The 24,974-nt window shown below is 43.6% G+C and carries 24 protein-coding genes and 1 pseudogene; 9 read left to right on the top strand and 16 right to left on the bottom strand.

Annotated elements, in window-relative coordinates; genetic code table 11:
• Window positions 1-87: 87 nt before the first annotated feature.
• From AYW76_RS10280 to gorA, 10 genes and pseudogenes are all read right to left on the bottom strand, one after another.
• On the bottom strand, window positions 88-1,269 hold the full coding sequence (locus tag AYW76_RS10280; RefSeq protein ID WP_067219431.1) for a cytochrome-c peroxidase: 1,182 nt from the start codon (window positions 1,267-1,269) through the stop codon (window positions 88-90).
• 132 nt (window positions 1,270-1,401) lie between these two features.
• Window positions 1,402-1,662, bottom strand: coding sequence for a cell division topological specificity factor MinE (minE, locus tag AYW76_RS10275; protein WP_067037710.1), 261 nt, complete (start codon window positions 1,660-1,662; stop codon window positions 1,402-1,404).
• A 1-nt stretch (window position 1,663) separates the two neighbouring features.
• Entirely contained in the window at window positions 1,664-2,473 is an 810-nt protein-coding gene (minD, locus tag AYW76_RS10270) for a septum site-determining protein MinD (protein ID WP_067037709.1), read from the bottom strand.
• Window positions 2,474-2,518: 45 nt separating this feature from the next.
• Window positions 2,519-3,247 carry a septum site-determining protein MinC gene (gene minC, locus AYW76_RS10265; RefSeq protein WP_067219429.1) on the bottom strand — a complete coding sequence of 243 codons (729 nt, stop codon included), beginning with the start codon at window positions 3,245-3,247 and terminating at the stop codon, window positions 2,519-2,521.
• Window positions 3,248-3,515: 268 nt separating this feature from the next.
• Entirely contained in the window at window positions 3,516-7,175 is a 3,660-nt protein-coding gene (locus AYW76_RS10260; RefSeq protein ID WP_067219426.1) for an AAA family ATPase, read from the bottom strand.
• The gene (locus AYW76_RS10255; protein ID WP_067219422.1) at window positions 7,172-8,368 is read right to left on the bottom strand and encodes an exonuclease SbcCD subunit D C-terminal domain-containing protein; all 1,197 of its coding nucleotides are present in this window, start codon (window positions 8,366-8,368) and stop codon (window positions 7,172-7,174) included. Before AYW76_RS10255 ends, AYW76_RS10260 begins: the two co-directional genes overlap by 4 nt.
• Window positions 8,368-8,904 (bottom strand): hypothetical protein, encoded by a 537-nt coding sequence (locus AYW76_RS10250; RefSeq protein ID WP_067219418.1) that lies wholly within the window; start codon window positions 8,902-8,904, stop codon window positions 8,368-8,370. Before AYW76_RS10250 ends, AYW76_RS10255 begins: the two co-directional genes overlap by 1 nt.
• A pseudogene (locus AYW76_RS19665) lies at window positions 8,905-9,111 on the bottom strand (2Fe-2S iron-sulfur cluster-binding protein); the annotation flags it as partial.
• Window positions 9,112-9,113: 2 nt separating this feature from the next.
• Window positions 9,114-10,586 (bottom strand): aminoacyl-histidine dipeptidase, encoded by a 1,473-nt coding sequence (locus AYW76_RS10245; RefSeq protein ID WP_067219415.1) that lies wholly within the window; start codon window positions 10,584-10,586, stop codon window positions 9,114-9,116.
• A 59-nt stretch (window positions 10,587-10,645) separates the two neighbouring features.
• Complete coding sequence (gorA, locus tag AYW76_RS10240) at window positions 10,646-12,004, bottom strand: glutathione-disulfide reductase (RefSeq protein WP_067219413.1); 1,359 nt, start codon at window positions 12,002-12,004, stop codon at window positions 10,646-10,648.
• A gap of 175 nt (window positions 12,005-12,179) precedes the next feature.
• Here gorA and xthA point away from each other — a divergent pair, with 175 nt between their 5' ends.
• Both xthA and AYW76_RS10230 read left to right on the top strand, forming a co-directional pair.
• Window positions 12,180-12,989, top strand: coding sequence for an exodeoxyribonuclease III (gene xthA / locus AYW76_RS10235; protein WP_067219411.1), 810 nt, complete (start codon window positions 12,180-12,182; stop codon window positions 12,987-12,989).
• A 176-nt stretch (window positions 12,990-13,165) separates the two neighbouring features.
• Window positions 13,166-13,474: an ArsR/SmtB family transcription factor gene (locus AYW76_RS10230; protein WP_067037692.1), complete on the top strand. Its 309-nt coding sequence runs from the start codon at window positions 13,166-13,168 to the stop codon at window positions 13,472-13,474.
• Between the two features lie 153 nt (window positions 13,475-13,627).
• On the opposite strand, the gene AYW76_RS10225 is transcribed toward AYW76_RS10230, so the two are convergent.
• The 4 genes from AYW76_RS10225 to AYW76_RS10210 form a co-directional block, all read right to left on the bottom strand.
• Window positions 13,628-14,467: a DNA ligase gene (locus AYW76_RS10225; protein ID WP_067219408.1), complete on the bottom strand. Its 840-nt coding sequence runs from the start codon at window positions 14,465-14,467 to the stop codon at window positions 13,628-13,630.
• 63 nt (window positions 14,468-14,530) lie between these two features.
• A complete protein-coding gene (gene htpG, locus AYW76_RS10220) occupies window positions 14,531-16,453 on the bottom strand; it encodes a molecular chaperone HtpG (protein WP_067219405.1) in 1,923 nt (640 codons plus the stop codon).
• A gap of 99 nt (window positions 16,454-16,552) precedes the next feature.
• The gene (locus tag AYW76_RS10215) at window positions 16,553-17,254 is read right to left on the bottom strand and encodes an O-methyltransferase (protein WP_067219402.1); all 702 of its coding nucleotides are present in this window, start codon (window positions 17,252-17,254) and stop codon (window positions 16,553-16,555) included.
• Entirely contained in the window at window positions 17,244-17,975 is a 732-nt protein-coding gene (locus AYW76_RS10210) for a DUF599 domain-containing protein (protein ID WP_067037684.1), read from the bottom strand. Before AYW76_RS10210 ends, AYW76_RS10215 begins: the two co-directional genes overlap by 11 nt.
• Before the next feature lie 240 nt (window positions 17,976-18,215).
• Here AYW76_RS10210 and AYW76_RS10205 point away from each other — a divergent pair, with 240 nt between their 5' ends.
• On the top strand, window positions 18,216-18,500 hold the full coding sequence (locus AYW76_RS10205) for a hypothetical protein (protein WP_067219399.1): 285 nt from the start codon (window positions 18,216-18,218) through the stop codon (window positions 18,498-18,500).
• Window positions 18,501-18,557: 57 nt separating this feature from the next.
• Entirely contained in the window at window positions 18,558-19,151 is a 594-nt protein-coding gene (locus AYW76_RS10200; RefSeq protein WP_067037680.1) for a CBS domain-containing protein, read from the top strand.
• Window positions 19,152-19,174: 23 nt separating this feature from the next.
• On the opposite strand, the gene tusA is transcribed toward AYW76_RS10200, so the two are convergent.
• Both tusA and AYW76_RS10190 read right to left on the bottom strand, forming a co-directional pair.
• Window positions 19,175-19,423 (bottom strand): sulfurtransferase TusA, encoded by a 249-nt coding sequence (gene tusA, locus AYW76_RS10195; protein ID WP_067219395.1) that lies wholly within the window; start codon window positions 19,421-19,423, stop codon window positions 19,175-19,177.
• Between the two features lie 14 nt (window positions 19,424-19,437).
• On the bottom strand, window positions 19,438-20,067 hold the full coding sequence (locus tag AYW76_RS10190; protein ID WP_231872590.1) for an alpha/beta family hydrolase: 630 nt from the start codon (window positions 20,065-20,067) through the stop codon (window positions 19,438-19,440).
• A 195-nt stretch (window positions 20,068-20,262) separates the two neighbouring features.
• Between AYW76_RS10190 and ccoN the strand changes: the two genes are divergently transcribed.
• The 5 genes from ccoN (at window position 20,263) to ccoG (ending at window position 24,939) form a co-directional block, all read left to right on the top strand.
• Complete coding sequence (ccoN, locus tag AYW76_RS10185; protein ID WP_067037676.1) at window positions 20,263-21,705, top strand: cytochrome-c oxidase, cbb3-type subunit I; 1,443 nt, start codon at window positions 20,263-20,265, stop codon at window positions 21,703-21,705.
• A gap of 10 nt (window positions 21,706-21,715) precedes the next feature.
• The gene (gene ccoO, locus AYW76_RS10180) at window positions 21,716-22,318 is read left to right on the top strand and encodes a cytochrome-c oxidase, cbb3-type subunit II (protein WP_067219390.1); all 603 of its coding nucleotides are present in this window, start codon (window positions 21,716-21,718) and stop codon (window positions 22,316-22,318) included.
• A gap of 8 nt (window positions 22,319-22,326) precedes the next feature.
• Complete coding sequence (locus AYW76_RS10175) at window positions 22,327-22,518, top strand: CcoQ/FixQ family Cbb3-type cytochrome c oxidase assembly chaperone (protein ID WP_067037672.1); 192 nt, start codon at window positions 22,327-22,329, stop codon at window positions 22,516-22,518.
• A complete protein-coding gene (gene ccoP / locus AYW76_RS10170; RefSeq protein ID WP_067219382.1) occupies window positions 22,515-23,411 on the top strand; it encodes a cytochrome-c oxidase, cbb3-type subunit III in 897 nt (298 codons plus the stop codon). Before AYW76_RS10175 ends, ccoP begins: the two co-directional genes overlap by 4 nt.
• A 118-nt stretch (window positions 23,412-23,529) precedes the next feature.
• The gene (ccoG, locus tag AYW76_RS10165; protein ID WP_067219379.1) at window positions 23,530-24,939 is read left to right on the top strand and encodes a cytochrome c oxidase accessory protein CcoG; all 1,410 of its coding nucleotides are present in this window, start codon (window positions 23,530-23,532) and stop codon (window positions 24,937-24,939) included.
• Window positions 24,940-24,974 lie beyond the last annotated feature (35 nt).

Here is a 24,974-nt window from a genome sequence, read left to right as displayed (position 1 = left end):
AGAATGTAATAAATCAAAGACAACAAAGCCAGCATTCCACTTGGAAACAATGTGGAGGCTGGCTGCTAAAAACATCAAAACAATGGATTATTTACTTTCCAATAAGTACTCGTATCGTTTATCAGTCAGCGTCTTTAAAAAGGCCACCAACGCATCGACACGACGCTCATCAAGCGGCGGCCCTATCTGCAACGTATTATGGTCAATATTTTCAAACACCTCTGGCTCAGCCCAAGGCACTCCAGTTTCAGGATTCACCTTTCTCATTGGGTTGTTATAGTGGTCGTAAAACAAAATGACTGTCTTAAGATCCTTGAATACACCATTGTGCATATAGGGACCAGTAATCGCCACATTACGTAAAGTAGGCACTTTAAACTTACCACGCTCCTTAGGGTCACTTACCTGCGGATTATCAAATAACCCTTCATCAAGTGACTGAAGATTCAACGCTGAATTAGCTGGTACACCAATATTTCGATATTCATAGTTGGTAAAGGTTTCACGCTTATTGAAAGGAGAGCCATTTAACTGATGGCATGAATTACAATTAGTAAACTGTTGAGAAAAGAATAAAGTACGCCCCAACTCCTCTTCCTGGGTGAATGCTGCCTCACCCCGCAAGACGCGATCATATTTTGAATCAAATGGCATAAAAAGCTCAGTTTGCTCAAAATGAGCAATAGCATCCGTGATCGCACTAAAGGCCCGTTCTTTTTGCTCAAAAAGATCATTGCCATACAGCTTTTTAAATAATGACTTATACGTAGGATTTTCAAGCACCCTATCAACGACGGCACCTTCATTTTCCATCTGCATTTCCATGGGGTTCACAAAAGGCCCTGCTGCCTGATGCGCAAGCGAGTTAGCACGGCCATCCATAAACATACCACCACGAAACTCCCCGTCTTTCATTCGATGAAACGCAGGTGTCAGCGCTGCGTAGCTCGCTGTAGGTGCATTACGCTCCCCATGAGAAACGTCATCACTCCCTAAAGAAACCGCCCCCAAATCCACTGTTTGGCGACTGTCAGCAAAAGCACGACCAATATCATGACAACTAGCGCAAGACTGATTTCGGTACTTAGATAGATTCACATCAAAAAATAATTGACTGCCTAGCTGCGCCTTCGGGTGATTCAGCGCCACAGGCAAATCAGAGATCAAATCAGCAGAAGATGTTTCAATCGCCAACTCTTCAGACTTTTGACTGCAACCAGATACCGACAAGGCACCTAGCAACAAAATAGACGAGATCGTATGTTTCATATCACTACCATTTTTTCGGATGGTCACATGATACAACTTGATTAGATAAGAGGTAAATGAATGAGAATGAAAACTAACAGTATTCTAAGTGACTGATGTCACAGAGACATCAGTCACTTAATAAAAGAAAGATTAATCGTTCTTTTCAGGTAAAGTAACGTTTAATTCCAACACTGAACAATCGTCCGTATCTTCTAACTGAATCTGGACATGCTCATTATCAACCTGCACATACTTACGGATAACAGCAATAATCTCTTGCTGCATCTGCTCCAAGTAGTCTGGCTGAGTGCGACGACTACGCTCATGTGCCACAATAATTTGCAAACGATCCTTAGCTACTGACGCAGAGCTTGGTTCGCTTTTACTTTTAAAGTAATCAAAAATCCCCACGCTAGCCTCCTAGTAAACGCTTAAAGAATCCTTTCTTTTGAACATCCGTAAAACGCAACGGACGCTCTTCACCCAGCAAACGGTCAACCGCATCAGAATAAGCCTGACCCGCTTCAGCTTGACCATCTAAAATAACTGGTGTGCCTTGGTTAGATGCCTTAAGCACCGCTTCCGACTCAGGAATAACACCCAACAATGGAATTGCCAAAATCTCTTCAACGTCGGCAACACTTAACATTTCACCTTCTGAAACGCGATCAGGGTTATAGCGCGTCACTAGAAGATGCTCTTCAATGGGCGGCAAACCTTGCTCGGCACGGCGACTCTTGCTCTGCAGAATACCTAAAATGCGATCAGAGTCGCGCACTGAAGAGACTTCAGGGTTGGTTGTCACTATTGCGACATCTGCAAAATACAACGCCATTTGTGCGCCTTTCTCTATACCGGCAGGCGAATCACAAACAATGTATTCAAAATCCTTAGACAGCTCATTTAAAACCGCCTCTACACCTTCAGTTGTCAATGCATCTTTATCACGTGTTTGTGATGCCGGAAGAAGAAACAAATCCTTAGTGCGCTTATCTTTAATCAAAGCTTGTGAAAGTGTTGCTTCTTTATTAATAACATTCACAAAATCGTACACAACTCGACGTTCACAACCCATAATAAGGTCTAAATTACGTAGACCCACATCGAAGTCGATAATAACCGTTTTATGTCCTTTCAGCGCCAATCCAGTACCGATTGCAGCGCTAGATGTAGTTTTACCAACCCCACCTTTACCTGAGGTTACGACGATAATTTTAGCCAACTATATATCCCCCGAGAAACAAATTCTGATAGCCTTTGCCATAACCTATAGTGAGGCGATTTCTAATGCTTCATCCACTAATAGCACTTGCGCGGCGTCTTTCCAAATGATTTTTTGCAGAGCGTCGCTCAACATAAAGTTGCCTGCAATCGCGACCAGCTCTGCTTCCATGTTTTTACAAAAAATACGAGCCGAAGTATCACCTTTCACTCCAGCCAAAGCGCGACCTCTTAAGGCGCCATAAATATGAATATTGCCTTCTGCTAACACTTCCGCACCAGCACTCACTTGAGACACGACCACTAAATCGCCTGGCGCATACACTTGCTGCCCCGAGCGAACAGGCTTCGTAATAAGCTTGGTAGGCTGCGATACCTCACGCTCTTCAACCACCGTTTTAATGACCACATGCGGATCTTTCGCAGGCGCAGGCGTTTCACTCTTAATATTAATCTGTCGACTGTTTGCATTAGGCAATAACGGCAACTCGCAATCGAAGCGCCAGCTTGGAATCTCACCTTCTGACGTCCTCCAGCCAATTACAGCCAGTCCCAATTCACGACAGCCCGCGACAAGTGTTTGAAAAAGATCCAATGAAACAGGCTCAGAGCATTGATTGATGTCGATAATAAGAGGTGCTTGATTAAAAAACTGAGGAACTTGAGCAATCTTTTCCTTCAGCCCCAATTTGATCTGCTCTAGATTGGGTGTTTTGACCTCTAATACAACAGTGGTCACAACACTCCCTTTGAGGCGAAAGTCATTATCTGACATCTAAAGAATTTCCTTAATTAAATCAGTGCGGTAACGCTTATAAAATAAGCGAATTTTGCAATATTCTATTTTAACAATATACAAGTAGAAATGAAGCAATTCCGTGCAAACAAATAACTTAAGTTTACATATTGTGCCCTAATATAACACTTGTGCGCAAATTAAACCAAACTAGTAACCCATTGTATTTATTAAACTTTTACAACTTATTTACAAGGTTTTGCCATCATTTCTGGGGACAACTCACTAATGAATATTAATAGCAACTTTACCCTTTATAGAGCGGTTCAAGACCTGACACACCCAGTCCTGCTTGCTTGTTCACTTGAATTTGTACCGAAATGCGTTCTTTGAGAGCTTCAACATGACTAATCACACCAATTGTCTTACCGGAACTGTTTAAGCGATCTAGCGCATCTAGAGCGATATCTAAGGTTTCGCTGTCTAACGTGCCGAACCCTTCATCTAAAAATAATGAATCAATCGAGGTTTTGTGAGACACAAGTTCAGACAGAGACACCGCCAACGCCAGACTCACCAAGAAAGACTCTCCACCAGATAATGTTTTTGTGTCTCGCGTAATATCACCCTGCCACTGATCAATGACTTCAAGCTGCAACCCCTCATTACGCTGACGCTGTAATTGATAGCGGCCATGCAAGGTATTCAGGTGTCGATTCGCTAACCACACGAGATGATCTAACGTCACACTTTGCGCATAACGTCGAAATTTAGCCCCGTCAGAAGACCCAATTAAAGCATTCAAATCGTCCAACAAAATAAATTCATGTTTTTGATCTGCAATATCTTTCAACATGGACTGGTTATTTTTACGTTTAACACTTTCTGAATGAACACGCTCAGCAATTTGCCCTAACTGAACCATTTGCTCATCGTACTCATCTTTAAGCGTTTCAAACCTTTGCTCTAATGCATGCAAGTCCTGCTGTTCAGACAATACCGGTAACGTTGCAAACACGGCTTCGTGTTCTGCTAAATCATGATTAACTTGCTCAACCAGTGCATTAAGTCGTTGAATTGTATTTTGCGCATCATCACGCATTTGCTCTATTCGTTTGACCTCAGTCGCGTCGATAGACGCACTCTTCCAAGCGTCTGATGATATAAAGCCAACGCTTTCAAGGCACTCTAACCAATCTTGCTCCGCCGCTTTTGTCTTCTGATTAAGCTGATCGAGCATTTCCGATACATTGGTTAACTTTGTGGTGAGCTGTGTATGCTGAATAGACTGTGTAGACAACTGGCTTGCGTACAGGTCTTTTGTCGATTGTAAGGCATCCAGCTGGCTTAGATACTCAGTACGTAAGGCTTGAACAGACTTTCCTTGTAACCCTTCTGCCAGCTCATTTCCAAGTCGCTCAACGGTTTGCACCAATGCCGCAATGTCATCTGTTAGTACTTCTTTCTGATGGCTAACTTGGCTAATTGTTTTTTGGGTTTGATCTTTTTGCCATAAGCAAGCCTCTAAGGACTTATCAAGCTGAGCTATTTTTTGAGAAGCGCTCTGCCATTGCTGAACCGCCTCGGTAATGGCCACTAAATTAGTCGAATATTGCTCACACCAAGAAGCATCATTCGCCAATTCAACGACACTTTCTGATAAGTTTTGCAACTGTTCTTTTGTGTCTATTTCTAAGGTAGCAAGCGCATGATTTAGTTGATCAATAGCGATTTTTTTACTGTCTCGTTCATGCAACCATTGCTTCTGAAGCATTGACTGATTAGCGAGCTGTTGATCAACATCCTGCTTTTGCTTCAATAGGTTATGACGCTCTTGCTCTAATGCCTGAGATCGCCTCTGGGTTTGCTTTAGGATCTTTAGCTCTTCACTGGCCTTTTCAATGTTCGTTTCTAGCGCTTGCAAGGAAACTGACGCATCTTCTGCTGCCGCTATTTCATAGCCAATAATTTGATCTCTAATGATCGAACGCTGCGCCTCTATTGATTCAAGTTTACCTAATAACTTCGCACCCTCTTGCTCAATAGGCTTTATGTCATTAACGCTTTGCAAACGCTCAGCTTGGTATTCAGATAACCGCTTGGTGAGCGTGTCATCGATAGTAAAAGCTTCTACCGCCACCAAATCATGACTGTCACTTCCACAAAGAGGGCAGGCCTCCCCCTCGATAAGCAATTGACGCTCACGCTCCAATACAGCAACACGTTGTTGCAAAAAAATCCGCTGCTCAAGGTCGGCTATTTGCGCTTCGATTCGTTTGATATTGGACAGCGCTTGCTTAACTTGCTCGGTGTTTTGGGTCAACTCGTCACTTAACGTTTGCTGAGCACAGTTTAACCGCTCCAGTTCTTGTCTTGATTCAGCCAATCGACTCAAAGTGGTTTGAAGCGTTCGCTTTTGCTCTACATATACTTCAAGACTGTCAATTTTGTGCGCCAAACTTGCTGCGTCATAAGTATTCAACAAAGACGCAAGATCGGACTCGACCGTCTGTAAATGATGATTCAGCCCTGACTGATGCTTTTGAGTTAGACTTAGCTGTTGCTCAGCAGACGCTAATTTCTGCTCAATATCTGTTTTGACAGACTGCAGTGAAGTCAGTTGTGTTTGTTTATTTATAAACTGCTGTTTATTTTGGCTTATCTGATCATCTTGCAGACGCCACTTTTCTATTAGTTCTGAGGCTTTCGCGCCATCTTTCCAAACATTTAGCGACTCCATTAAGCTCAGTTTTTCATTCTGAAGTTGGGTTACCGTAGAGTTCTGATTCGAAATATCCTGTTCTAAAGCATCCAACTGTTGTAACAGCGCTCGTTGATTATCTTGATGCGTTTGCAACGCTTGAGCCTGTCGATTACATTCGTGTTCTTTTGGCGACCAAGTCTTCTCAGCGGCCAGTTCAAATTTTGCAAATGCGGCCTGATGTTCAGAAAGTGTGTGAGAAGCATCATTAAAACGGGCTTGAGTGTCATCATAAGACTGCTGGCTTTCTAATAACTCTGTTTTTAAGTTTCTTTCTAGACTTTTACTTTGCTCTAGCTCAACTTTAAGCTGCTGTAGATGTGCGTGTTTGGGCTCTATTTGTTGTGCCAGATACGCTTGCTCAAGCAAATTAAAAGACGGCGCAAGCTCAGTCCAATTTGTTTGAGCCTGAACAAGCTCATCATTGAGTTTTGATTTTTTCTCTGTCAGCTCTTGAGCTGATTGGTGCCATGCGAGCACTCGATGCAGCGCATTTAGCGACTGTTTCGTTTGATCAACGTTTTTCTTAGCAACGTCATGCTCGTCTTGCAACACTTGCCACTCTTCAATAGACAGTAACTTGTGGCTCGCTTGAACGGCCTCAAGTTGCTGGATATGAGCTTTTTTCTCACGATGGGCTTCAAATATTCGTCGTGAAATGTCCGCGTATACTTCCGTTCCAGTCAGTTCTTCTAATAACTCAGCTCGATCGTCCGTTTTGGCATTCAAAAACGCCGCGAATCCGCCTTGAGCAAGCATCATCGAGCGAGTAAAACGTGGAAAATCCAGTCCAGTTAATTCAGCGACGCCGTCAAGTTTTAAGGCAATTTTATCGGCAATGATTTTACCGTCAGCTTGCGACAAACTGCATTTAATCGGTTGCAGCTTGCCATCGGCTTTATTACGAGCACGTTTTTGCTCCCATGACGCGGTGTATCGCTTACCTTTCACTTCAAACACTACTTCAGAAGCGCAATGGGCAGTGTGTCGAGTCATTACATCATTAGCAGATTGGGATACATTAATACGGGGCGTCTGATGATAGAGCGCCAAACAAATCGCATCTAATAACGTGGACTTCCCTGCCCCCGTAGGGCCAGTGATAGCAAAAATGCCAGCATCTGCTAAGGGTGCAGATTCAAAATCTATAAACCACTTACCCTTCAAAGAATTCAAATTTTCAAAACGTAGTGAGCAGATTTTCATGAGTTAGGCTCCTCATCGTCCATAATGATTTGCTGGAATAAGCCTCTAAGCTCCACACTTCGCTCTTCTGATACGTCCTTCTCAAGCAATAACTTGTCAAATACTTCCACCGGGGTTACATCCTCTAACGTAGCGGTTTCAGCCAAGCCATCGACCAAATCGACGAGCCTCTTTTCTCGGCGCACTTTGACGACATCAATCTTCTTATGCTCGGTTATCTGTCTTAGCTGTTCCTGAAAAGGACCTAGATTAATATCTTCTGTAACAGTAATCTCAAGCCATACGGTCAAATGCTCGCTACATGGTAGTTGCTCAATTTCATAGATCAGTTGATCACGACTTCCTTTCATGCTTCTGAGTTCACGAAACGCCGGCACATCAATACGTTCAACATCACGGGTCTCAGTATCAAACACACAAACGGATTTTTGACTGCTGGCTTCATCAAAACTCATTGGCATCGGCGAACCAGAATAGCGCCAGCAGTGATTGCCTCCCACTGACATTGGCTTATGAATATGACCCAGCGCCAAATAATCAAACTCAGGCAACATGCTTGGCGGGAAAGCCTCTAACGTACCCACATAAATATCGCGCACTGACTCTGTTTTCTGTCCGCCTAACACGGTGAAATGCCCCGTACCAATGATGGGCACATCGCCAGATAATCGCTTCGCCTCTGAAAATAAAGTTCGGTAATAGTGCTGTATTTGATGGGAAAGTAGCTGTTGTTTCTCATCCCCTGCCTGCCCTGCTTCGTAACGCACCATGTCTCTTGCGCGAAGAAATGGAACGGCACATACCATCGCCTGTAGTGTGTTTTGCTCATCCCGCAATGGAATGACAGCATTATCCAGTGCTGCCCACTCTGGTTGCGTCACGACATAGGTATCGAGCGTTCTCAAAAGACTTTTACTTTCGTTTAATACACTGACCGAATCGTGGTTGCCTGCAACCACAATAAACTGGCAATTTAAGGCATTCAGTTTTAGAACACATTCATGATAGAGCTCTCGGGCATAACTGGGCGGAGTTGATGTGTCAAATACGTCTCCCGCCAAAATCACGGCTTTGATGTGATGTTGTTCAACAATATTCGCAAGCCAAGAAACAAATAAACGATGCTCTTCGAGACGGCTTTTGCCCATAAAACTCTGACCAAGGTGCCAATCGGATGTGTGCAGTATTTTCATTAGGAGTGGTTTATTAGATAGGTAAATTCATTCACTCGACAACGACTGTTCGTTAGCCAAGTCTCTAAGGCATGCAGGGATATGGACTCATCGGCCATTACGACCGCCATGTCAAACCGTTTGAAGGATAAGCTGGCATCAGACTTCGACAAATCTATTAACGCCAACTCGATTTTGGTGCCCAAATTACTAGCCGTAAGCGCTTCTGCAAAATGCCTCGCCATGGGTTCATTCTTAGCGCCGTACAGTAAGAGAAACGTGGCATTTGGGTCCAACAATGCTCGCTGAGGCTTATTCACTAGCTTCAAGGTGTCTATTTGATTACAAAGATGAGTAGGGAAGTAGAAATCAAGTGTCGTGCCATCGGGTGAACAGCAGGTACTGCGCCCCTCTTGTCCGCCACATTGCCAACGAATGTCTGCGCCTAACGGTAGCGCCATTTTTGTGTGACCCGTCACCACAGCCCACCGCTGTGTCAACTCGCTCACGGTTACGTGTTCTAGGACAACATCATATACATGATGTGCTTGTGTCATTAGGGATAGATCCTCCGTAACTCTCTGCTGACACGCTAACAAAGGAGTAGTGGTTGTCGCCTCATATAAACAACAACTTCGGCACGCTCCAGCTAAACAACTGTGCGGAACAATGACCCCGTTAGAGGTCAAGCCAGCCAGTAAATTCTCGCCAGACTCAATTTCATACGTTGTCCCATCAAGGGTAACAGCACAAACTTTTGACATAATCAAACGGCTTTCGGCGTGTCTTTAAGCAGTGTTTTAAGGATGTTCCAAAACTCTGCTACGGAATCGATTTGGAGGCGTTCAGAGGGTGAATGCGCACCGCGTATATTCGGCCCAAACGATACCATCTCCATTGCTGGGTATTTTGCGCCGATGATACCGCATTCAAGCCCTGCGTGAATCACTTTCACATTAGGCTCAAAGCCCATTACCTGTTCATGTACACGATGGAAATGTGTCAGTAAATTAGAGTGTGGCTCAGGCTTCCAGCCAGGATAGCCATTCTCTAACAACACCTCACAGCCAATTAATTGAAATGGCGCTTTAGCTATCTTCGCTAAGTATTCAGTTTGACTGTCCACTGAAGAACGTACTAATAGACAAACAGACAATTCAATATCAGCCTGATTGACCAAGATTCTAATAACGCCCAAGTTGCAGGAGGTTTCCACCACATTAGCAATAGAAGGTGACATGCGACGAACACCATGCGGTGCCGATAATAAAGCTTGTATCACACTCGTCTGATTACTTTTAGAAAGGTGTTCAGTTACATCAGAAGTAGAAACTGAAATGGATAAGTTTGGATCTGTATCTACATATTCTTGCTGATAGAGTTTGGCTTGCTCAGTAAGCCATTCTTCAAATTTACCGATTTCAGAGGCGTTCATTAACACAGTAGCATTGGCATCTCGTGCAATGGCATTTCGCAGTGTACCACCCACTATTGAAGACAAACGAAAATCCATTGCATCATTTAAGTCATTCAGTAATCGCGCCATCAGCACATTTGCATTGGCTAGACCTTTATTGATGTCTAGGCCTGAATGCCCACCTTTTAGCCCTGTGATAGTAATCAAGAAGGCCCTATCAAATTCCGGTTCATGCTCTAACAGGAAACGTTTGGACACATTGATATCAACACCACCGGCGCAACCGATGTAAACATCACCACGATCTTCTGAGTCAAGGTTTAGCAGTCGGGTACCCTTAAGAATGCCTTCAGGAAGTTGAGATGCACCACGTAGACTGGTTTCTTCTTCAATCGTGAACAGTGCCTCAATGGGGCCATGGGGAATATCGTTACTTTCTAAAACGGCCAAAATAGCCGCGACGCCGATGCCATTGTCCGCCCCAAGAGTCGTACCTTTTGCATGCACCCAACCGTCTTGCTCATACGTTTCAATTGGGTCATTTTCAAAGCAATGATTAGAGGTCGCTTCTTTTTGAGCCACCATATCTAGATGCCCCTGTAGCACAACGGTCTCACAAGCTTCCATACCTGTCGTGGCAGGCTTACAAATTAATAAATTGCCGGCCGCATCAATACTGGCTCTCAACCCTAAACTCTGAGACCATTCAAATAAATAGCTACGTAGCGTTTCTTCGTGAAAAGACGGGCGCGGGGTATCACACATCAGACGAAACTGTCGCCATACAGCTTGTGGCTGAAGCGACTCTAACCATTCGTTCATTTATACACTCCAATAAAATAAGCCGTTTAACTAAGCGCTAAACGGCTTAAAACATTTTTTCATCGCTTTTTAAGCGAGCCTGCTGAAAACGTAACAAATTCTTCAGCACTGGTTGGATGAACACCCACCGTCGAATCAAAATGTGCTTTTGTCGCGCCTGCTTTAATCGCAATACCAAGGCCTTGAATAATCTCACCGGCATAGTCACCAATCATATGAGCACCGATAACCTTGTCAGTTGATCTATCAACAATCAACTTCATAAAACTGCGCTCTTGTGCACCCGATAACGTATGCTTCATGGCGCGAAAATCTGTTTGATAAACATCTATATCTAAACCACGTCGATCCGCTTCTTGTTCACTCAGTCCTACGGTACCGATTGGTGGCTGCGAGAAAACAGCGGTCGGAATATTATCGTAATCAAAGTTTGGTTCAATTTCATCGAACCAATAGCCAATCAACGCCATCGCTTCTTTAATTGCCACAGGAGTTAATTGAACACGATCTGTTACGTCACCGATGGCATAAACAGAATCTGCTGTACTTTGATAACGATCATTCACCACAATCGCACCATTTTTAGTCGTTTCAATGCCTGCTGACGCCACATTCAACTTATCAGTGTTAGGTACACGGCCTGTCGCATAAAGCACTTCATCGAACACCAACTCACGGCCATCTTTTAGCATCACACGTTTTTGCTTACCTTGTAATTCAATTTTCGCAACATCGCTGTTTAGTTGAACATTGACACCGGAACGACCGTATTCGTTACTTGCAAAATCGCGTACGTCTTCATCAAAACCGCGCAATAACTTATCACCGCGGTACATCAACGTCGTTTCGACGCCCAAACCGTTACAAATACCAGCAAACTCAACGGCGATATAACCACCACCTACGACTAGAATCGATTTCGGCAGTTCTTCTAGAAAGAACATATCGTCGGAGACCAGTACATGCTCATTGCCGGGGAATTCTGGAACAAATGGCTGAGCACCAACGGCGATTAGAATACGTTCGGCTGTAATGATCTCATCACCTACTTTAACAGTATGAGCATCTACTAGCTCACCATAGCCTTGATGAATGGTAACGCCTGGGTTTTCAAGCAGATTTTTATAGATGCCATTCAAACGCTCAATCTCTTTAGATTTATTGTCCCTTAACGTTGCCCAATCAAAACTTGGCTCAGAAAACGTCCAACCATACCCCTTTGCCTGACTTGCAATATGACTGTATTCGGAACCGTAAACAAACAGCTTCTTCGGTACGCAGCCAATGTTGACACAGGTTCCCCCTAGCGCTTGAGACTCTGCAACACCCACTTTAAATCCTTTTGAAGCAGCAACACGGCTGGCACGCACGCCACCAGAACCTGCTCCGATCACGAATAAATCATATTGATAGCTCATAACGAGAGTCCTTTTAAATGTAAATATCTACAATCAATTGGGTTGTGACTTGGTTATTTCAACTCTACTAATGTAAATGATTATTTTTTAAATTCTGGCTAGTTATTATTGTCAATAAGACTTTAATCTGTAAGTATTTGTAATATTGAGAATTAGGTCAGGAATCATTAGCTCTATGAAAGTAGTATCCTTCAACATCAACGGTTTAAGAGCGCGTCCACATCAGATCTCAGCGCTTGTTGAAGCACGGCAACCAGATATCATCGGCCTGCAAGAGATTAAGGTGCATGATGACGCCTTCCCTCATGAGATTCCAGAATCAGTGGGCTATCATGCCTACTATTTCGGTCAAAAGTCACATTATGGCGTAGCCATCTTCAGCAAAAACCCAGCTCTCGAAGTAGAGTACGGATTTCCTGGTGACGACGAAGACGCCCAACGTCGCATGATTATTGCTACGTTCGATACCGAAAATGGCCCTTTGAAGGTTATAAACGGCTATTTTCCGCAGGGTGAAAATCGTGATCATGAGACAAAGTTTCCTGCGAAACGTAAATTCTATCAAGACCTTATGGACTACCTTTCTGACCAACCTAAAGAAGCTCAAATTGTCATTATGGGTGACTTCAATATCTCCCATTTGGATTTAGACATAGGCATTGGTGACCAAAATGCAAAACGCTGGTTAAGAACGGGCAAGTGTAGTTTCCTTCCAGAAGAAAGAGAGTGGTTTGATCGCTTGTTAGCATGGGGACTAACTGACACCTATCGCTTCCAACATCCAACCTCTAACGAACGCTTTAGCTGGTTTGACTATCGCTCAAAAGGCTTTGATGACACCCCTAAACGAGGCCTAAGAATTGATGGCGTGCTTGCCACAGGGCCACTTATGGAGCGTCTAATATCAACAGGGATTGATTACGAGATTCGAGCGTTAGATAAACCGTCTGACCACGCCCCGATCTGGGCTGAGTTTGAACTCTAGATGATGGTTTTTTAACCAACCAGGCTAGACAGAGGGTATGCATTTGTCGTGGTTGCTTTTACGCCTCATACCCCCAGCCTTATCCACAAGAGTTGTGGATTACTTGTTTTCCCAGCAATCTTTGTTATAACACTGATATTCATTCTTAATTATACTAATAACGATATATAACACCTATGCCTAAATCAGAACTCACCATCACAGAAATGCTCGAACGCGCTAGTGAAGCCTCTGGCTTTCTAAAAGCATTGAGCAACGAGAACAGACTTATTATCCTTTGCAACCTTTTACAGGGAGAGCTTTCGGTAGGCTCTCTAAATGAAAAAGTCTTGCTCAGCCAATCGGCTTTATCACAGCACTTAGCCGTACTCAGGAAAGACGGACTGGTAAGCACACGCAGGGACTCGCAAACTATTTTCTACTCTATTGCTGATTCTAGGGTGAAAGAGTTAATTCAGAAATTACATGATTTATTCTGCGTTTAGCTAGATGAGCGAGTTATTTGTCTAACGGCCCATTCAGGTGGCTCAAGCGATCACATAAATCCGCTTTGAGCCACCACGCCACACCAAGCTCATGTGATGAACTCATCCCCTATAATCGACACGTAAGGCTCTGGGAAGCCCCTAAAAAGGTCATCAATCAGGATCTCTAAATTCAAATGGCCCTCTACGAACTCTAATAAAACTAGCAAACCTAGGCAGTCCGGTTGAAGTTAAGCCTTGGTAGCGAAAGGTAATGTAATCGCCAATTGCGGGCGGCTCAGAACGCTCTTGATCATTAAAGCCCGAACCAACTCTAAATTGCCGGCCATTGGCTAACTCAACTACTATGGCCCCCATTTTGCCTGAATATTTTCCCTTTCCAGGAACATGAGCAACCACCCTCGCCTCAGCATCTTTATAAGGCTTCAACTTAAGTAAGGCATCACTTCGACCATCTTTAAAAGAAGCATCTTTACGGTGGAGCATTAAACCCTCTCCTCCTTGATACACAACTTCATCCAACAGACGATACAATTCATCAGAAGTCGTAATGGAATGCTGCGTCACAGGCTGCAAATATTCATTCTGAGTAGACTCGATAGCATCTAAATAGATTTTATAGCGTTCGGCAAAGGTATGTTCGACATTTGGCGCATCAAAAACCATATAACGAATCTGTCTCCATTGTGATTCGTTTGGCACCTGATCTAATACGGTCTTTTGAACTGCATTGAAGCCTTGACGACCTGACCACAATTCACCATCCATCCATAGCTCAGGCCAGCCATTAATAAACCAATGAGGAGCCATTATTAGATTGCCTTGTCGTGTCGTCAATTGATGACCATCCCAGATAGCACGTATACCATCAAGCTTTTCACTGACAAGATAAGATTCAACATGCTCACCATCATAAACCGTCGCCAGCTGGACAGGTTGAGCAATAGAATTACCGATTAGGCAGCATAGCGCAGCCGATAAACATAGACGCATAAGACCTCCTTGTCATGCGACAGATACAAAAAAGCCCAAGCAATGCTTGGGCTCTAATTTTGATTAGTTCGACATTTGAACAATCAACTTATTCATACGTGTTACAAACGTTGCAGGGTCGTCTAGTTGACCACCCTCTGCAAGGGTTGCTTGTTCGTACAATAACCAAGCCATATCCGCAAAGCGCTCTTCATCTGATTCCGCATCCATTTTCTGAACAATTGGATGATCAGGGTTGATTTCCAATGATGGCTTAGATTCAGGCAGTTGTTGACCCGCCTGTTCAAGTAAACGACGCATTTGTAGACCCATGTCAAACTCACCTACCACCAAACACGCTGGAGAGTTCGTCAAACGGTCAGTACTGTTAACAGACGTTACTTTGCCTTCCAAAACAGATTTCATACGATCAAGCAGCGGCTTCATTTGCTCAGCTTTTTGCTCTTTCTCTTTTTTCTGTTCTTCAGACTCTTCTACTTCAATGTCTAACTTGCCTTTGGTCACATCTTGGAATGTCTTACCGTCAAACTCACGTAGAGACGACATCATCCACTCATCAATGCGATCACTCAATAACAGCACTTCGTAACCTTTCTTACGAAGCACTTCTAAATGAGGGCTATTTTTAGCTGTATTATGGTTTTCAGCGTAAATGTAGTAAATCTTGTCTTGATCTTCCGCCATGCGCTCTACATAGCCTTTCAGCGACTCTGTTTGCGCAGCATTGTCAGTATGCGTCGAACTAAAGCGAAGCAGTTCAGCAATTTTATCTTTGTTTCCAAAGTCGTCAGCTGGACCTTCTTTCAGCACATTACCAAATTCATCCCAGAAAGACTGGTAAGTATCTGGATCGTTCTTCGCCATTTTAGACAACATATCCAGCACACGTTTCGTCAACGCAGAACGCATTGAGTCGACCGCATTGTCGTTTTGTAGAATCTCACGAGAAACATTAAGAGACAGATCGTTTGAATCCACAACACCCTTAACAAAACGCATGTAAGGAGGCAAGAAGGCTTCCGCGTCGTCCATAATGAACACACGCTGAACGTAAAGCTTAAGACCACGCAGCATGTCGCGGTTCCACAAATCCTGTGGCGCTTTAGCAGGGATGTACAATAAGCTTGTGTACTCTAATTTGCCTTCAACTTTGTTATGAGACCATTTCAAAGCGTCTTGGTAATCATGAGAAACATGCTTGTAGAATTCTTGGTACTCTTCGTCCGACACTTCGTTACGTGGACGAGTCCAAAGGGCTTTAGCAGAATTAACCGCCTCCCAAGTAGGCTCAGCATTCTCATCTGCAGGCTTAACATTGCCCTCTTCGTCGTATTCTGGTGTCGCCACTTTTAGCATTTCAACCGGAATAGAAATATGATCCGAATACTTAGACACTAAGGATCGTAGACGCCAGTTATCAGCAAATTCTTGCGCATCGTCTTTTAAATGAAGCGTGATGCTTGTTCCGCGAGTTGCTTTATCGATTGCCTCAATGGTGAACTCGCCAGTGCCTTCTGACTCCCAACGAATCGCTTCTTCATGACCTGCACGACGTGTTTCTACAGTTACTTTATCTGCAACAATAAACGCTGAGTAGAAACCCACACCGAATTGACCAATTAATTGGCTATCTTTCTTCTGATCACCGCTAAGTTGATCTAGGAATTGAGCTGTGCCTGACTTCGCGATGGTACCAAGGTTTGAGATCGCTTCATCACGGCTCATGCCAATACCGTTATCATCGATCGTGATCGTACCCGCATCTTTATCGAAACCAATACGAACACGTAGGTTAGGATCGTCAGACAATAGATCTGCGTTAGATACCGATTCAAAACGCAATTTGTCCACTGCATCCGACGCGTTTGAGATCAACTCACGTAGAAAGATTTCTTTGTTTGAGTACAAAGAGTGGATCATTAAATGAAGCAATTGTTTTACTTCAGTCTGGAATCCTAAGGTTTCTTTTTGAGTTTCAGTTGTCATGTTTCTCCATGCTCCTTTGTTACAACAACGCGCATTAGCGCATAACTTTATGATGTTAAAGGATATGGAGGCACAGAAAAAAAATTCAAGCGTAAAAAGTTAAGACTTATGAATGATCGTCAATCCATCGCCTATTGGAAGCAAGCTGGCTGTCACTTCAGGGTCTTGGTGAACACGATCATTGAGAGCCCTAACGATACGTGTGTCTTTGTCATCGAAAGATTCATCGGCAACATTTCCCCACCACAAGGTATTATCGATGACCATACAACCACCTTGACGCAAAAGCGCTTTACCCATGTTGTAATAGGAGAGTAAATTGGCTTTATCTGCATCAATAAAAATAAAGTCAAACGTCCCTGGTTGCTCTTCCTGCAATTGAAGCATTGTGGTTTTTGCATCACAACATCGAGTTTCAACTTGCGAAGATAGTCCTGCTTGATCGATATATTTATTGGCGATGTCCAACCACATTTGCTTTTTATCTAACGCTAAGAGCTGCGCATCTTTAGATAACTTAAGACCCATGGAGATGGTACTGTATCCAGTGAATACACCTATCTCTAAGACTCGTTTAGGTGCCTGCATCGTAATCAACAAACCTAAGAACTGACCCACTTCTGGAGATAACGCCATACGTGCCATATGGTATTGGGCAGTTTCACGACGCAGGTCCTTAAGCACAGCCGGCTCATTAACAGAATGATTAATAATGTAGTTATAAAGTTGGTCATCCACCTTCACTGTTCGATTAACAGGTGAATTACTTTCAGTGACTTGTTTTGGAAAATTAGGAAGCATGGGATTTAATAACCAGTCCACGACTTAGTGTTTTAAACGTTTTTGAACGAAATTCGCGACGATATAACACAGCAACAACCATAACGCTTGAAGCCATGCAAAAATATGGGCCCAAAAACCAAGCAGAAAATGCCATAGCAAAGTAGTAAGCGCGCAATCCATAGTTAAATTGATTTGCAGCCAGGCTACAGACTCTTGCCATATGCATTGCGTAAAGCTCTCGTTCACTTTCTTCGATACCTCGTTCCGTTGCAAGAGGCGCACTGCCCACTAATACTGAGCAAAAATTGTATTGCCGTACGGACCAAGTGAATGTAAAAAACGCATAAACGAAAATAACGACCAACACAATGATCTTCAATTCCCACTCAGTTTGAGTTGTTGGTGTTAGGAAATGGAAATCGTTGATGATGCTCAATGCTTGCTCAGAGTAATTAAACGCCGTAAACAAGCCGGCAATAATCAATAAACTGCTGGATGCAAAAAATAAGCTACTACGCTCCAAGTTCGCCATAACCGACGCATCCGCAATCCGGTTATCGCGACGTAGGAGGCGAGACATCCAAGCGAGGCGGAATTGGTGCAACACACTCACTAGACATGTTCGACGTTTAGAATGATACAGTGCATAGCATGCATATCCCCACCAACATCCGAGAAATACGACAAGTGTCATTACATTAACTGGAATCAATAATTGAGCAAACGGATCTATGTCCATAACGCTAACGGCAACCTTCTAGTTGAAGCAGTAATAAAACTGAATTATATCGAACTTTCAGCAAAAACAATCGTTTGTTTCAGACATTTTCACAACATTCATGACGTTATGTTTCTTATTAGCAGAGATTAATACGGATAGTGAAATAAATTTGACTAAAAACGCAAACTTAAAATTGATCGTTGTCAAAGTTCTGTCTTTCAGGCTATGCTGAATTTATTACTTCTACGGAGCGTTCCCATGACACGCATTTTATTACTCATACCGCTGCTTGTGCTTTTTAGCATCAGTGCTAAGGCGCTTGATAATAATGAAGATCGTGGCTTTGTTAAAAATGGCCTTTTGGAAGCGCCCTTCGAATTGCCCCCCACAGAGGTTTCACCAGATTTAGATCACACGCTGCTGCCTGCAGCACGAATCAAAATAAGCGACGCTCAAACACAGTCATTCTGCTTTTTTGCGCAAACGAACGTAACCAATGTTGCCTACGCGCTATCATGTCGTGGCCCACCCTACGCTGCTTAATTTATTTACTATTTAAAATACAAACTGAATAATTAATTAAGCTTAATGGTGACTATCATGAAAACACTTACATACGTAACGACTGCTGACATCCGCGATTTAACTTGGCCTGTAGTTGAAGAGAACATCGGTCTTTACACGCCCGCTCTTCGCGTCCTAACGGACTTTAAAACCTCTAGCCCTCGTTTGATCGAACCAAATGTACGTGCCGACGTACTTGTTGAGATCATGAAGAAAGAGCACGTACGAATGAAAATCGTAGTGGATTCTCAAAATAACTTTTTGGGCGTGGTGAGCTTAGAAGATCTATCAGAAGAAGCTTTTATTAAGCGCATTGCAGAAGGTTATGTGCGTGATGAGCTACTGGCAATTGACCTAATGCGCGCTAAAGAAGATTTGCTTGCTGTCTCATTAAAGTCACTAGCTGGAAGTGATATTGAATCACTCATTCTAAGCCAAAAAAACAACGCTCATCAGCACTTGTTGGTTGTAGATGAAGAAACTATGAGCATACGCGGACTGGTTTCAGCAAACGACATTGTTCGTCAATTAAAGTTGAGCATCGATGTATCGACATCTACTAGCTTTGCTAAACTAAATGAGATCCTTGAGCACGAGTATGCTGACAGCAAAAGAATACGAGTTGCTTAGATTGTAAGTTTTAAAAGGCCAGCCTAATCGCTGGCCTTTTTCTTTTGCACCCAATAATAATAAAGCTCACCATCTTGTGCTTGCTTTAATAGTGGGTGTCCAAGGAAGGTGCAAAACTTAGGTATATCGCGCTCAGTGGAAGGATCCGTTGCAATAATCTTAACCACCTCTCCGGCCGCCATCTTACGCACCACACCATGTAACATCATGACAGGTTCTGGGCAATATAACCCTTGGGTATCTAATACTTGATTGTGATCTACGGTGTCCACGAATGACCTCTATACTAACGACGGATATCATAGTCATGTAAAATGACCGCGCAATGAGCGATCAGATTTTGCATAACCTCTTGCTCGGACAGATTATAGCGTTTTAAAACGCGAAAATCGTGATCTGCTCCCTCTATCCAATTAACATGAACATTTTCTGGCAAATTTTGCTCCGTTACCCATTCATGGTTGCCTAAACTATCCCTTGTCCCTTGCAAAATGTAATAAGGCACGCCGCCAGTTTGCTCAAAATGCCCTAATCGATGTTTATCTGTTTTCTTAGCTGGGTAAAAAGGAAACCCCAATGCAATACATGCTTGAACATTATGGCTGGCACAAAGCTCAGCAATGATCCGACATCCCATTGACTTACCAATCAAAACAATTGGTGTTTCCGGGTCAATTTTCTGCTGCACTTCTTCAACCAACTTAGGAATACGCGGCGGTGGACGCATTTTCCCTGTTGTCTCAATTTGCACCATATAATCAAGTGTTACTGGATTCACCTGCAAGCCAACTTCATCCTCAAAACGTTGTTTAAAGTTTTGTAGAAAATCACTCTGATGCCCAGCACCCGCGCCGTGTAAGAGGTAAACTTTTATCATATTGGTTAAAAACGTTGCTCTGTGACAAGGAATACCCACAAAGCATTCGGTGCTCCTGTTATTTAAAATGTGAAAGGACTTAGAATCAATTCTGCTAGTTTACCGCTGTTGGAATTAGAAGGAAGGTCCGACTGCTACGCACAATTCGTTCGAAGCACTTCAGTCCATCTCTTTAATAATAACAGTATTATCTTTAACAAGGTCTATCACTCAACGTGGTTTGTGGAAGAAACTATGAGCACAGCTTTTGATCACCCAACATACAACTATCGAGTGGTGCGCGCATTCACCATCATGACGGTGGTATGGGGCGTAGTAGGCATGGCCGTCGGCGTATTAATTGCGTCACAATTAGTCTGGCCAGATTTACTTGCTAACATACCTTACCTACATTTTGGACGTTTACGCCCACTTCACACTAACGCAGTCATCTTTGGATTTGGTGGTTCTGCCTTGTTTGCTACGGCGTACTATGTTGTACAGCGTACCACACAAGCCAGACTCTTCTCTGACGTTTTGTCAGGATTTACCTTCTGGGGCTGGCAAATCATCATCGTTGCCGCTGCCATTACATTACCGCTTGGCTACACTCAAACTAAAGAGTACGCAGAGCTAGAATGGCCAATCGACATTTTAATTACCTTAGTTTGGGTAGCCTTTGCTATCAACTTCTTCGGTACGATTGCTAAACGCAAAATGAAACACATTTATGTTGCAAACTGGTTCTTTGGTGCTTTCATCATTACCGTTGCAGTATTACATCTTGGAAACAGTGCCGTTATCCCTGTCAGTGCATTTAAATCTTACTCAGTTTACTCTGGTGCAGCCGATGCAATGGTTCAATGGTGGTACGGTCACAACGCGGTGGGCTTCTTCCTAACGGCTGGATTCCTAGGCATGATGTACTACTTTGTTCCTAAACAGGCTGGACGTCCGGTATTCTCGTATCGTTTATCTATTGTCCACTTTTGGGCACTGATCTCTCTATACATTTGGGCCGGACCTCACCATTTACATTACACGGCTCTACCAAACTGGACGCAAAGTTTAGGTATGGTTATGTCGCTGATTCTATTAGCACCATCTTGGGGCGGCATGATTAATGGCGTTATGACGCTATCTGGCGCATGGCACAAACTTCGTCATGATCCCATTCTACGCTTCTTGGTTGTATCACTGTCTTTCTACGGTATGTCTACCTTTGAAGGGCCAATGATGTCAATTAAGACGGTAAACGCCTTATCTCACTATACAGACTGGACTATTGGCCACGTACACGCAGGCGCACTAGGCTGGGTAGCAATGGTAAGTATTGGTGCGGTTTACCACATGCTACCGGTTGTTCTAGGGCTGAAAGCTGGCGCAATGTACTCAACGCGTCTAATCAATGTTCACTTCTGGTTAGCGACTATTGGCACTGTACTTTATATCGCTTCTATGTGGGTAAACGGGATTATGCAAGGCTTAATGTGGCGTGCATTCAATGACGATGGTTCATTGACATACACGTTCGTAGAAGCTGTTGATGCGAGTTATCCTGGCTGGTTTGTTCGTGTTATAGGTGGTGTGGTGTTCTTGTTGGGTATGTTGATCATGTCTTACAACACTTACATGACAGTCCGTCAAGCGAACGGTAAAGAAGCTGAAAGCTTCGAAGCCGATACTCAAACAGCATAGGGGTTTACACATGCGCCATGAAGTTATTGAAAAAAATATGGGGCTCATGATCATCCTAATTGTCGTAGCAATCAGCTTCGGCGCCTTGGTTGAAATCATCCCTCTATTCTTTATGAAACAAACCACTCAACCAGTAGAGAACTTAAAGCCTCTTTCTGCGCTTGAGTTAGAAGGACGCGACATTTATCAACGAGAAGGATGCTTAAGCTGTCACTCTCAAATGATTCGTCCATTTCGTGCTGAAACAGAACGCTACGGCCCTTACAGTGTTGCGGGCGAGTCAGTTTACGATCATCCATTCCTATGGGGCTCTAAACGTACCGGACCTGACCTTGCTCGTGTTGGGCAGCGTTACAGCGATGAGTGGCACCGTGCTCACTTGTACAACCCTCGCGACGTAGTGCCTGAGTCAAATATGCCTGGCTTCCCTTGGTTATTTGAAAACAAAATTGATGGCAATGACACCGCCAACAAAATGTCAGCATTGCGCATGGTTGGCGTACCTTATACTGATGATCAAATCGCATCAGCTAAAACTGAGGTACGTGGCAAACGTGAAATCGATGCCTTGGTTGCATACTTGCAACAGCTTGGCACAGTGATCGAACGATAGGGCTAATCATGGACATTAATACGCTAAGAGCACTTGCAACACCGATCGCATTCATTGCGTTCATAGGTATCTTTTTTTGGACATTCAGTCGGGGGCGCAAGAAAGGCTTTGATGAAGCCGCTAACCTTCCCTTTGCTGATGAAGAAGATGAGGCAAGCAACGTTCAACGCGAGCCATCCGTGGAGAAGAATACAAAATGAATGAATTAACTTCTTTTTGGAGCGGCTGGATCATTGTGATCTCGCTAGGTTCCATATTCGGCAGTTTCATCTTATTGAGTGTTGTACGTAAAGGTCAACGATTCAACTCTGAGACTGAACAAACAATGGGCCATGAATTCGATGGCATTGAAGAGTACGATAATCCTTTGCCACGCTGGTGGTACTGGATGTTCGTCATGACAGTAGTCTTTGCTTTAGCTTACTTAGCTCTGTATCCAGGTCTAGGCAACTACAAAGGCTTATTGGGCTGGACACAGGAATCCTCCTACGAGCGCGAAGTCGCTAAAGCAGAAGCAGAATTTGGTCCAATGTTCGCTCAATTCTCGCAAACGCCGATTGAAGAGTTGGCGCAGAATGATCAAGCCATGCGCATTGGCCAGCGCTTGTTTGCCAATAACTGTGCGCAATGTCACGGATCTGCAGCTACGGGTAGCTACGGTTTCCCTAACCTAACGGATGATGATTGGCTATATGGCGGTGACGCAGCAGCAATTTCACAAACCATCTTGAATGGTCGAATAGCTGCTATGCCTGCCTGGGGTCCCATGTTAGGGGAAGAAGGCGTACATAACGTATCTCAATACGTTCTAAGCCTAAGTGGTAATGAGACTGACGTAAAAGCGGCACAAAAAGGTCAGCAACTCTACACGACTAACTGTTTAGCGTGTCACGGTGCGGAAGGTAAAGGCAATCACTTATTTGGTGCCCCTAACCTTACCGATAACATCTGGCTTTACGGCGGCAGCCCACAACAAGTCATGCAAACCATCCGCAATGGACGTAATGGTCAAATGCCGGCTTGGGAAGGAATTCTAGGTAAAGACAAAGCACACGTTGTTGCAGGTTACGTTTACAGCTTATCAAATCAGTAAATCATTAAACCTCTGATGTGTATCAAAAGGGTGTGACCGAAAGGCACACCCTTTTTTCATTAAAAATTGTAATATTAGTCAGTACTTAAACAGCCTGTTGATCGTTAAGGAAAGCAGCATGAGTGAGAAAATACCTGTTCAAAATGTCGAGCCTGAAACTGTTGAATTCGACTTGTATGAGAAACGCAAAAAAATTTATACACGTGCGATTTCAGGTTTTTTTCAAAAGATTCGTACCCGTGCCCTGTGGATCTTAATGCTTGGTTACTTTCTAACACCTTGGATTAACTGGAATGATCGACAAGGTGTTTTATTTGATTTGCCAGCACGACAGTTTCACATCTTTGGCATTACCTTTTTTCCTCAAGATTTTTTTCTATTGGCTTGGATATTAATTATTTGTGCCTTTGGTTTATTTTTTGTAACCACCCTATTTGGTCGAGTATGGTGCGGCTATACCTGCCCACAGACAGTTTGGACCATGGTGTTTATGTGGATTGAAGAAAAGACTGAAGGCTCTCGCAACGCGCGAATGAAGCTTGATAAAGAACCGATGTCCAAACGCAAGTTTCTCAAGAAATTTAACAAGCACAGCTTATGGTTCATATTTGGCTGGTTAACCGGACTGACTTTTGTCGGGTACTTCACCCCCATCCGCGAGTTACTTATTGACTTATTTACCTACCAAGCGCACCCATGGGCCTACTTCTGGGTGGCATTTTTCACGGGCGCAACCTACTTATTTGCTGGTTGGCTACGTGAGCAGGTTTGTACTTACATGTGCCCTTACGCTCGCTTCCAAGCCGTAATGTTTGATCCAGATACCATGGTAATTTCATACGATTATAATCGCGGAGAGCAACGCGGTGCACGCAAACGCTCAGCAGACCATAAGGCTCAAGGCCTAGGTGATTGTATTGACTGTAGCCTATGTGTTCATGTGTGTCCTGCGGGCATTGATATTCGTGATGGTTTGCAATATCAGTGCATTGGTTGTGCCCTATGCGTCGATGCGTGCGACTCCATCATGGATAAAATGGGCTACGAACGGGGCTTGGTAAGTTATACCACAGAGCGACGTTTGGAAGGAAAAACCACGCATATGTTGCGCCCTAAAGTCATTGGCTACGCGATGAGCATGTTGGTTGTTTTCACTGCATTCTTTTATTTTGCCAGCGACCGTGAAGCATTAGGACTTGACGTGATCCGCGATCGAAATCGTCTTTTCAATGAAACACCAAGCGGCATGATAGAGAACATCTACACGGTCAAAGTCATCAACATGGATCAAACAGCTCACGTATTTTTACTGTCTGTCAGTGGGCTTGAAAATATGGATATGATCGGTCGTCAAAAAGTAACGGTCAATGCGGGTGAGGTTCGATCCGTACCTTTTTCCATTCAAGTGCCTCCGACTGCGATTTCGCAACAGCGTAATACCATTTACTTTAAAGTGATATCACAAGATCCAGATTATCCAATAGAAAAAGTGACTGAAAGTCGGTTTATTGGTCCTGTATCAAAATAATTAACTATAAGCGGTGATAATATCACCGCTTATAA

The sequence above is a fragment of the Marinomonas gallaica genome, assembly GCF_001639745.1.
Classification (GTDB): domain Bacteria; phylum Pseudomonadota; class Gammaproteobacteria; order Pseudomonadales; family Marinomonadaceae; genus Marinomonas; species Marinomonas gallaica.
The sequence above is the reverse complement of the archived record's forward strand: the minus strand, read 5'-3'. Positions and strand labels throughout refer to the sequence as shown.

Coding starts and splice junctions, on each gene's coding strand:
- AYW76_RS10280 (WP_067219431.1), bottom strand. CDS start 1,269: ATGAAACATACGATCTCGTCTATTTTGTTGCTAGGTGCCTTGTCGGTA.
- minC (WP_067219429.1), bottom strand. CDS start 3,247: ATGTCAGATAATGACTTTCGCCTCAAAGGGAGTGTTGTGACCACTGTT.
- AYW76_RS10260 (WP_067219426.1), bottom strand. CDS start 7,175: ATGAAAATCTGCTCACTACGTTTTGAAAATTTGAATTCTTTGAAGGGT.
- AYW76_RS10255 (WP_067219422.1), bottom strand. CDS start 8,368: ATGAAAATACTGCACACATCCGATTGGCACCTTGGTCAGAGTTTTATG.
- AYW76_RS10250 (WP_067219418.1), bottom strand. CDS start 8,904: ATGACACAAGCACATCATGTATATGATGTTGTCCTAGAACACGTAACC.
- AYW76_RS10245 (WP_067219415.1), bottom strand. CDS start 10,586: ATGAACGAATGGTTAGAGTCGCTTCAGCCACAAGCTGTATGGCGACAG.
- gorA (WP_067219413.1), bottom strand. CDS start 12,004: ATGAGCTATCAATATGATTTATTCGTGATCGGAGCAGGTTCTGGTGGC.
- xthA (WP_067219411.1), top strand. CDS start 12,180: ATGAAAGTAGTATCCTTCAACATCAACGGTTTAAGAGCGCGTCCACAT.
- AYW76_RS10230 (WP_067037692.1), top strand. CDS start 13,166: ATGCCTAAATCAGAACTCACCATCACAGAAATGCTCGAACGCGCTAGT.
- AYW76_RS10225 (WP_067219408.1), bottom strand. CDS start 14,467: ATGCGTCTATGTTTATCGGCTGCGCTATGCTGCCTAATCGGTAATTCT.
- htpG (WP_067219405.1), bottom strand. CDS start 16,453: ATGACAACTGAAACTCAAAAAGAAACCTTAGGATTCCAGACTGAAGTA.
- AYW76_RS10215 (WP_067219402.1), bottom strand. CDS start 17,254: ATGCTTCCTAATTTTCCAAAACAAGTCACTGAAAGTAATTCACCTGTT.
- AYW76_RS10210 (WP_067037684.1), bottom strand. CDS start 17,975: ATGGACATAGATCCGTTTGCTCAATTATTGATTCCAGTTAATGTAATG.
- AYW76_RS10205 (WP_067219399.1), top strand. CDS start 18,216: ATGACACGCATTTTATTACTCATACCGCTGCTTGTGCTTTTTAGCATC.
- AYW76_RS10200 (WP_067037680.1), top strand. CDS start 18,558: ATGAAAACACTTACATACGTAACGACTGCTGACATCCGCGATTTAACT.
- ccoN (WP_067037676.1), top strand. CDS start 20,263: ATGAGCACAGCTTTTGATCACCCAACATACAACTATCGAGTGGTGCGC.
- ccoO (WP_067219390.1), top strand. CDS start 21,716: ATGCGCCATGAAGTTATTGAAAAAAATATGGGGCTCATGATCATCCTA.
- AYW76_RS10175 (WP_067037672.1), top strand. CDS start 22,327: ATGGACATTAATACGCTAAGAGCACTTGCAACACCGATCGCATTCATT.
- ccoP (WP_067219382.1), top strand. CDS start 22,515: ATGAATGAATTAACTTCTTTTTGGAGCGGCTGGATCATTGTGATCTCG.
- ccoG (WP_067219379.1), top strand. CDS start 23,530: ATGAGTGAGAAAATACCTGTTCAAAATGTCGAGCCTGAAACTGTTGAA.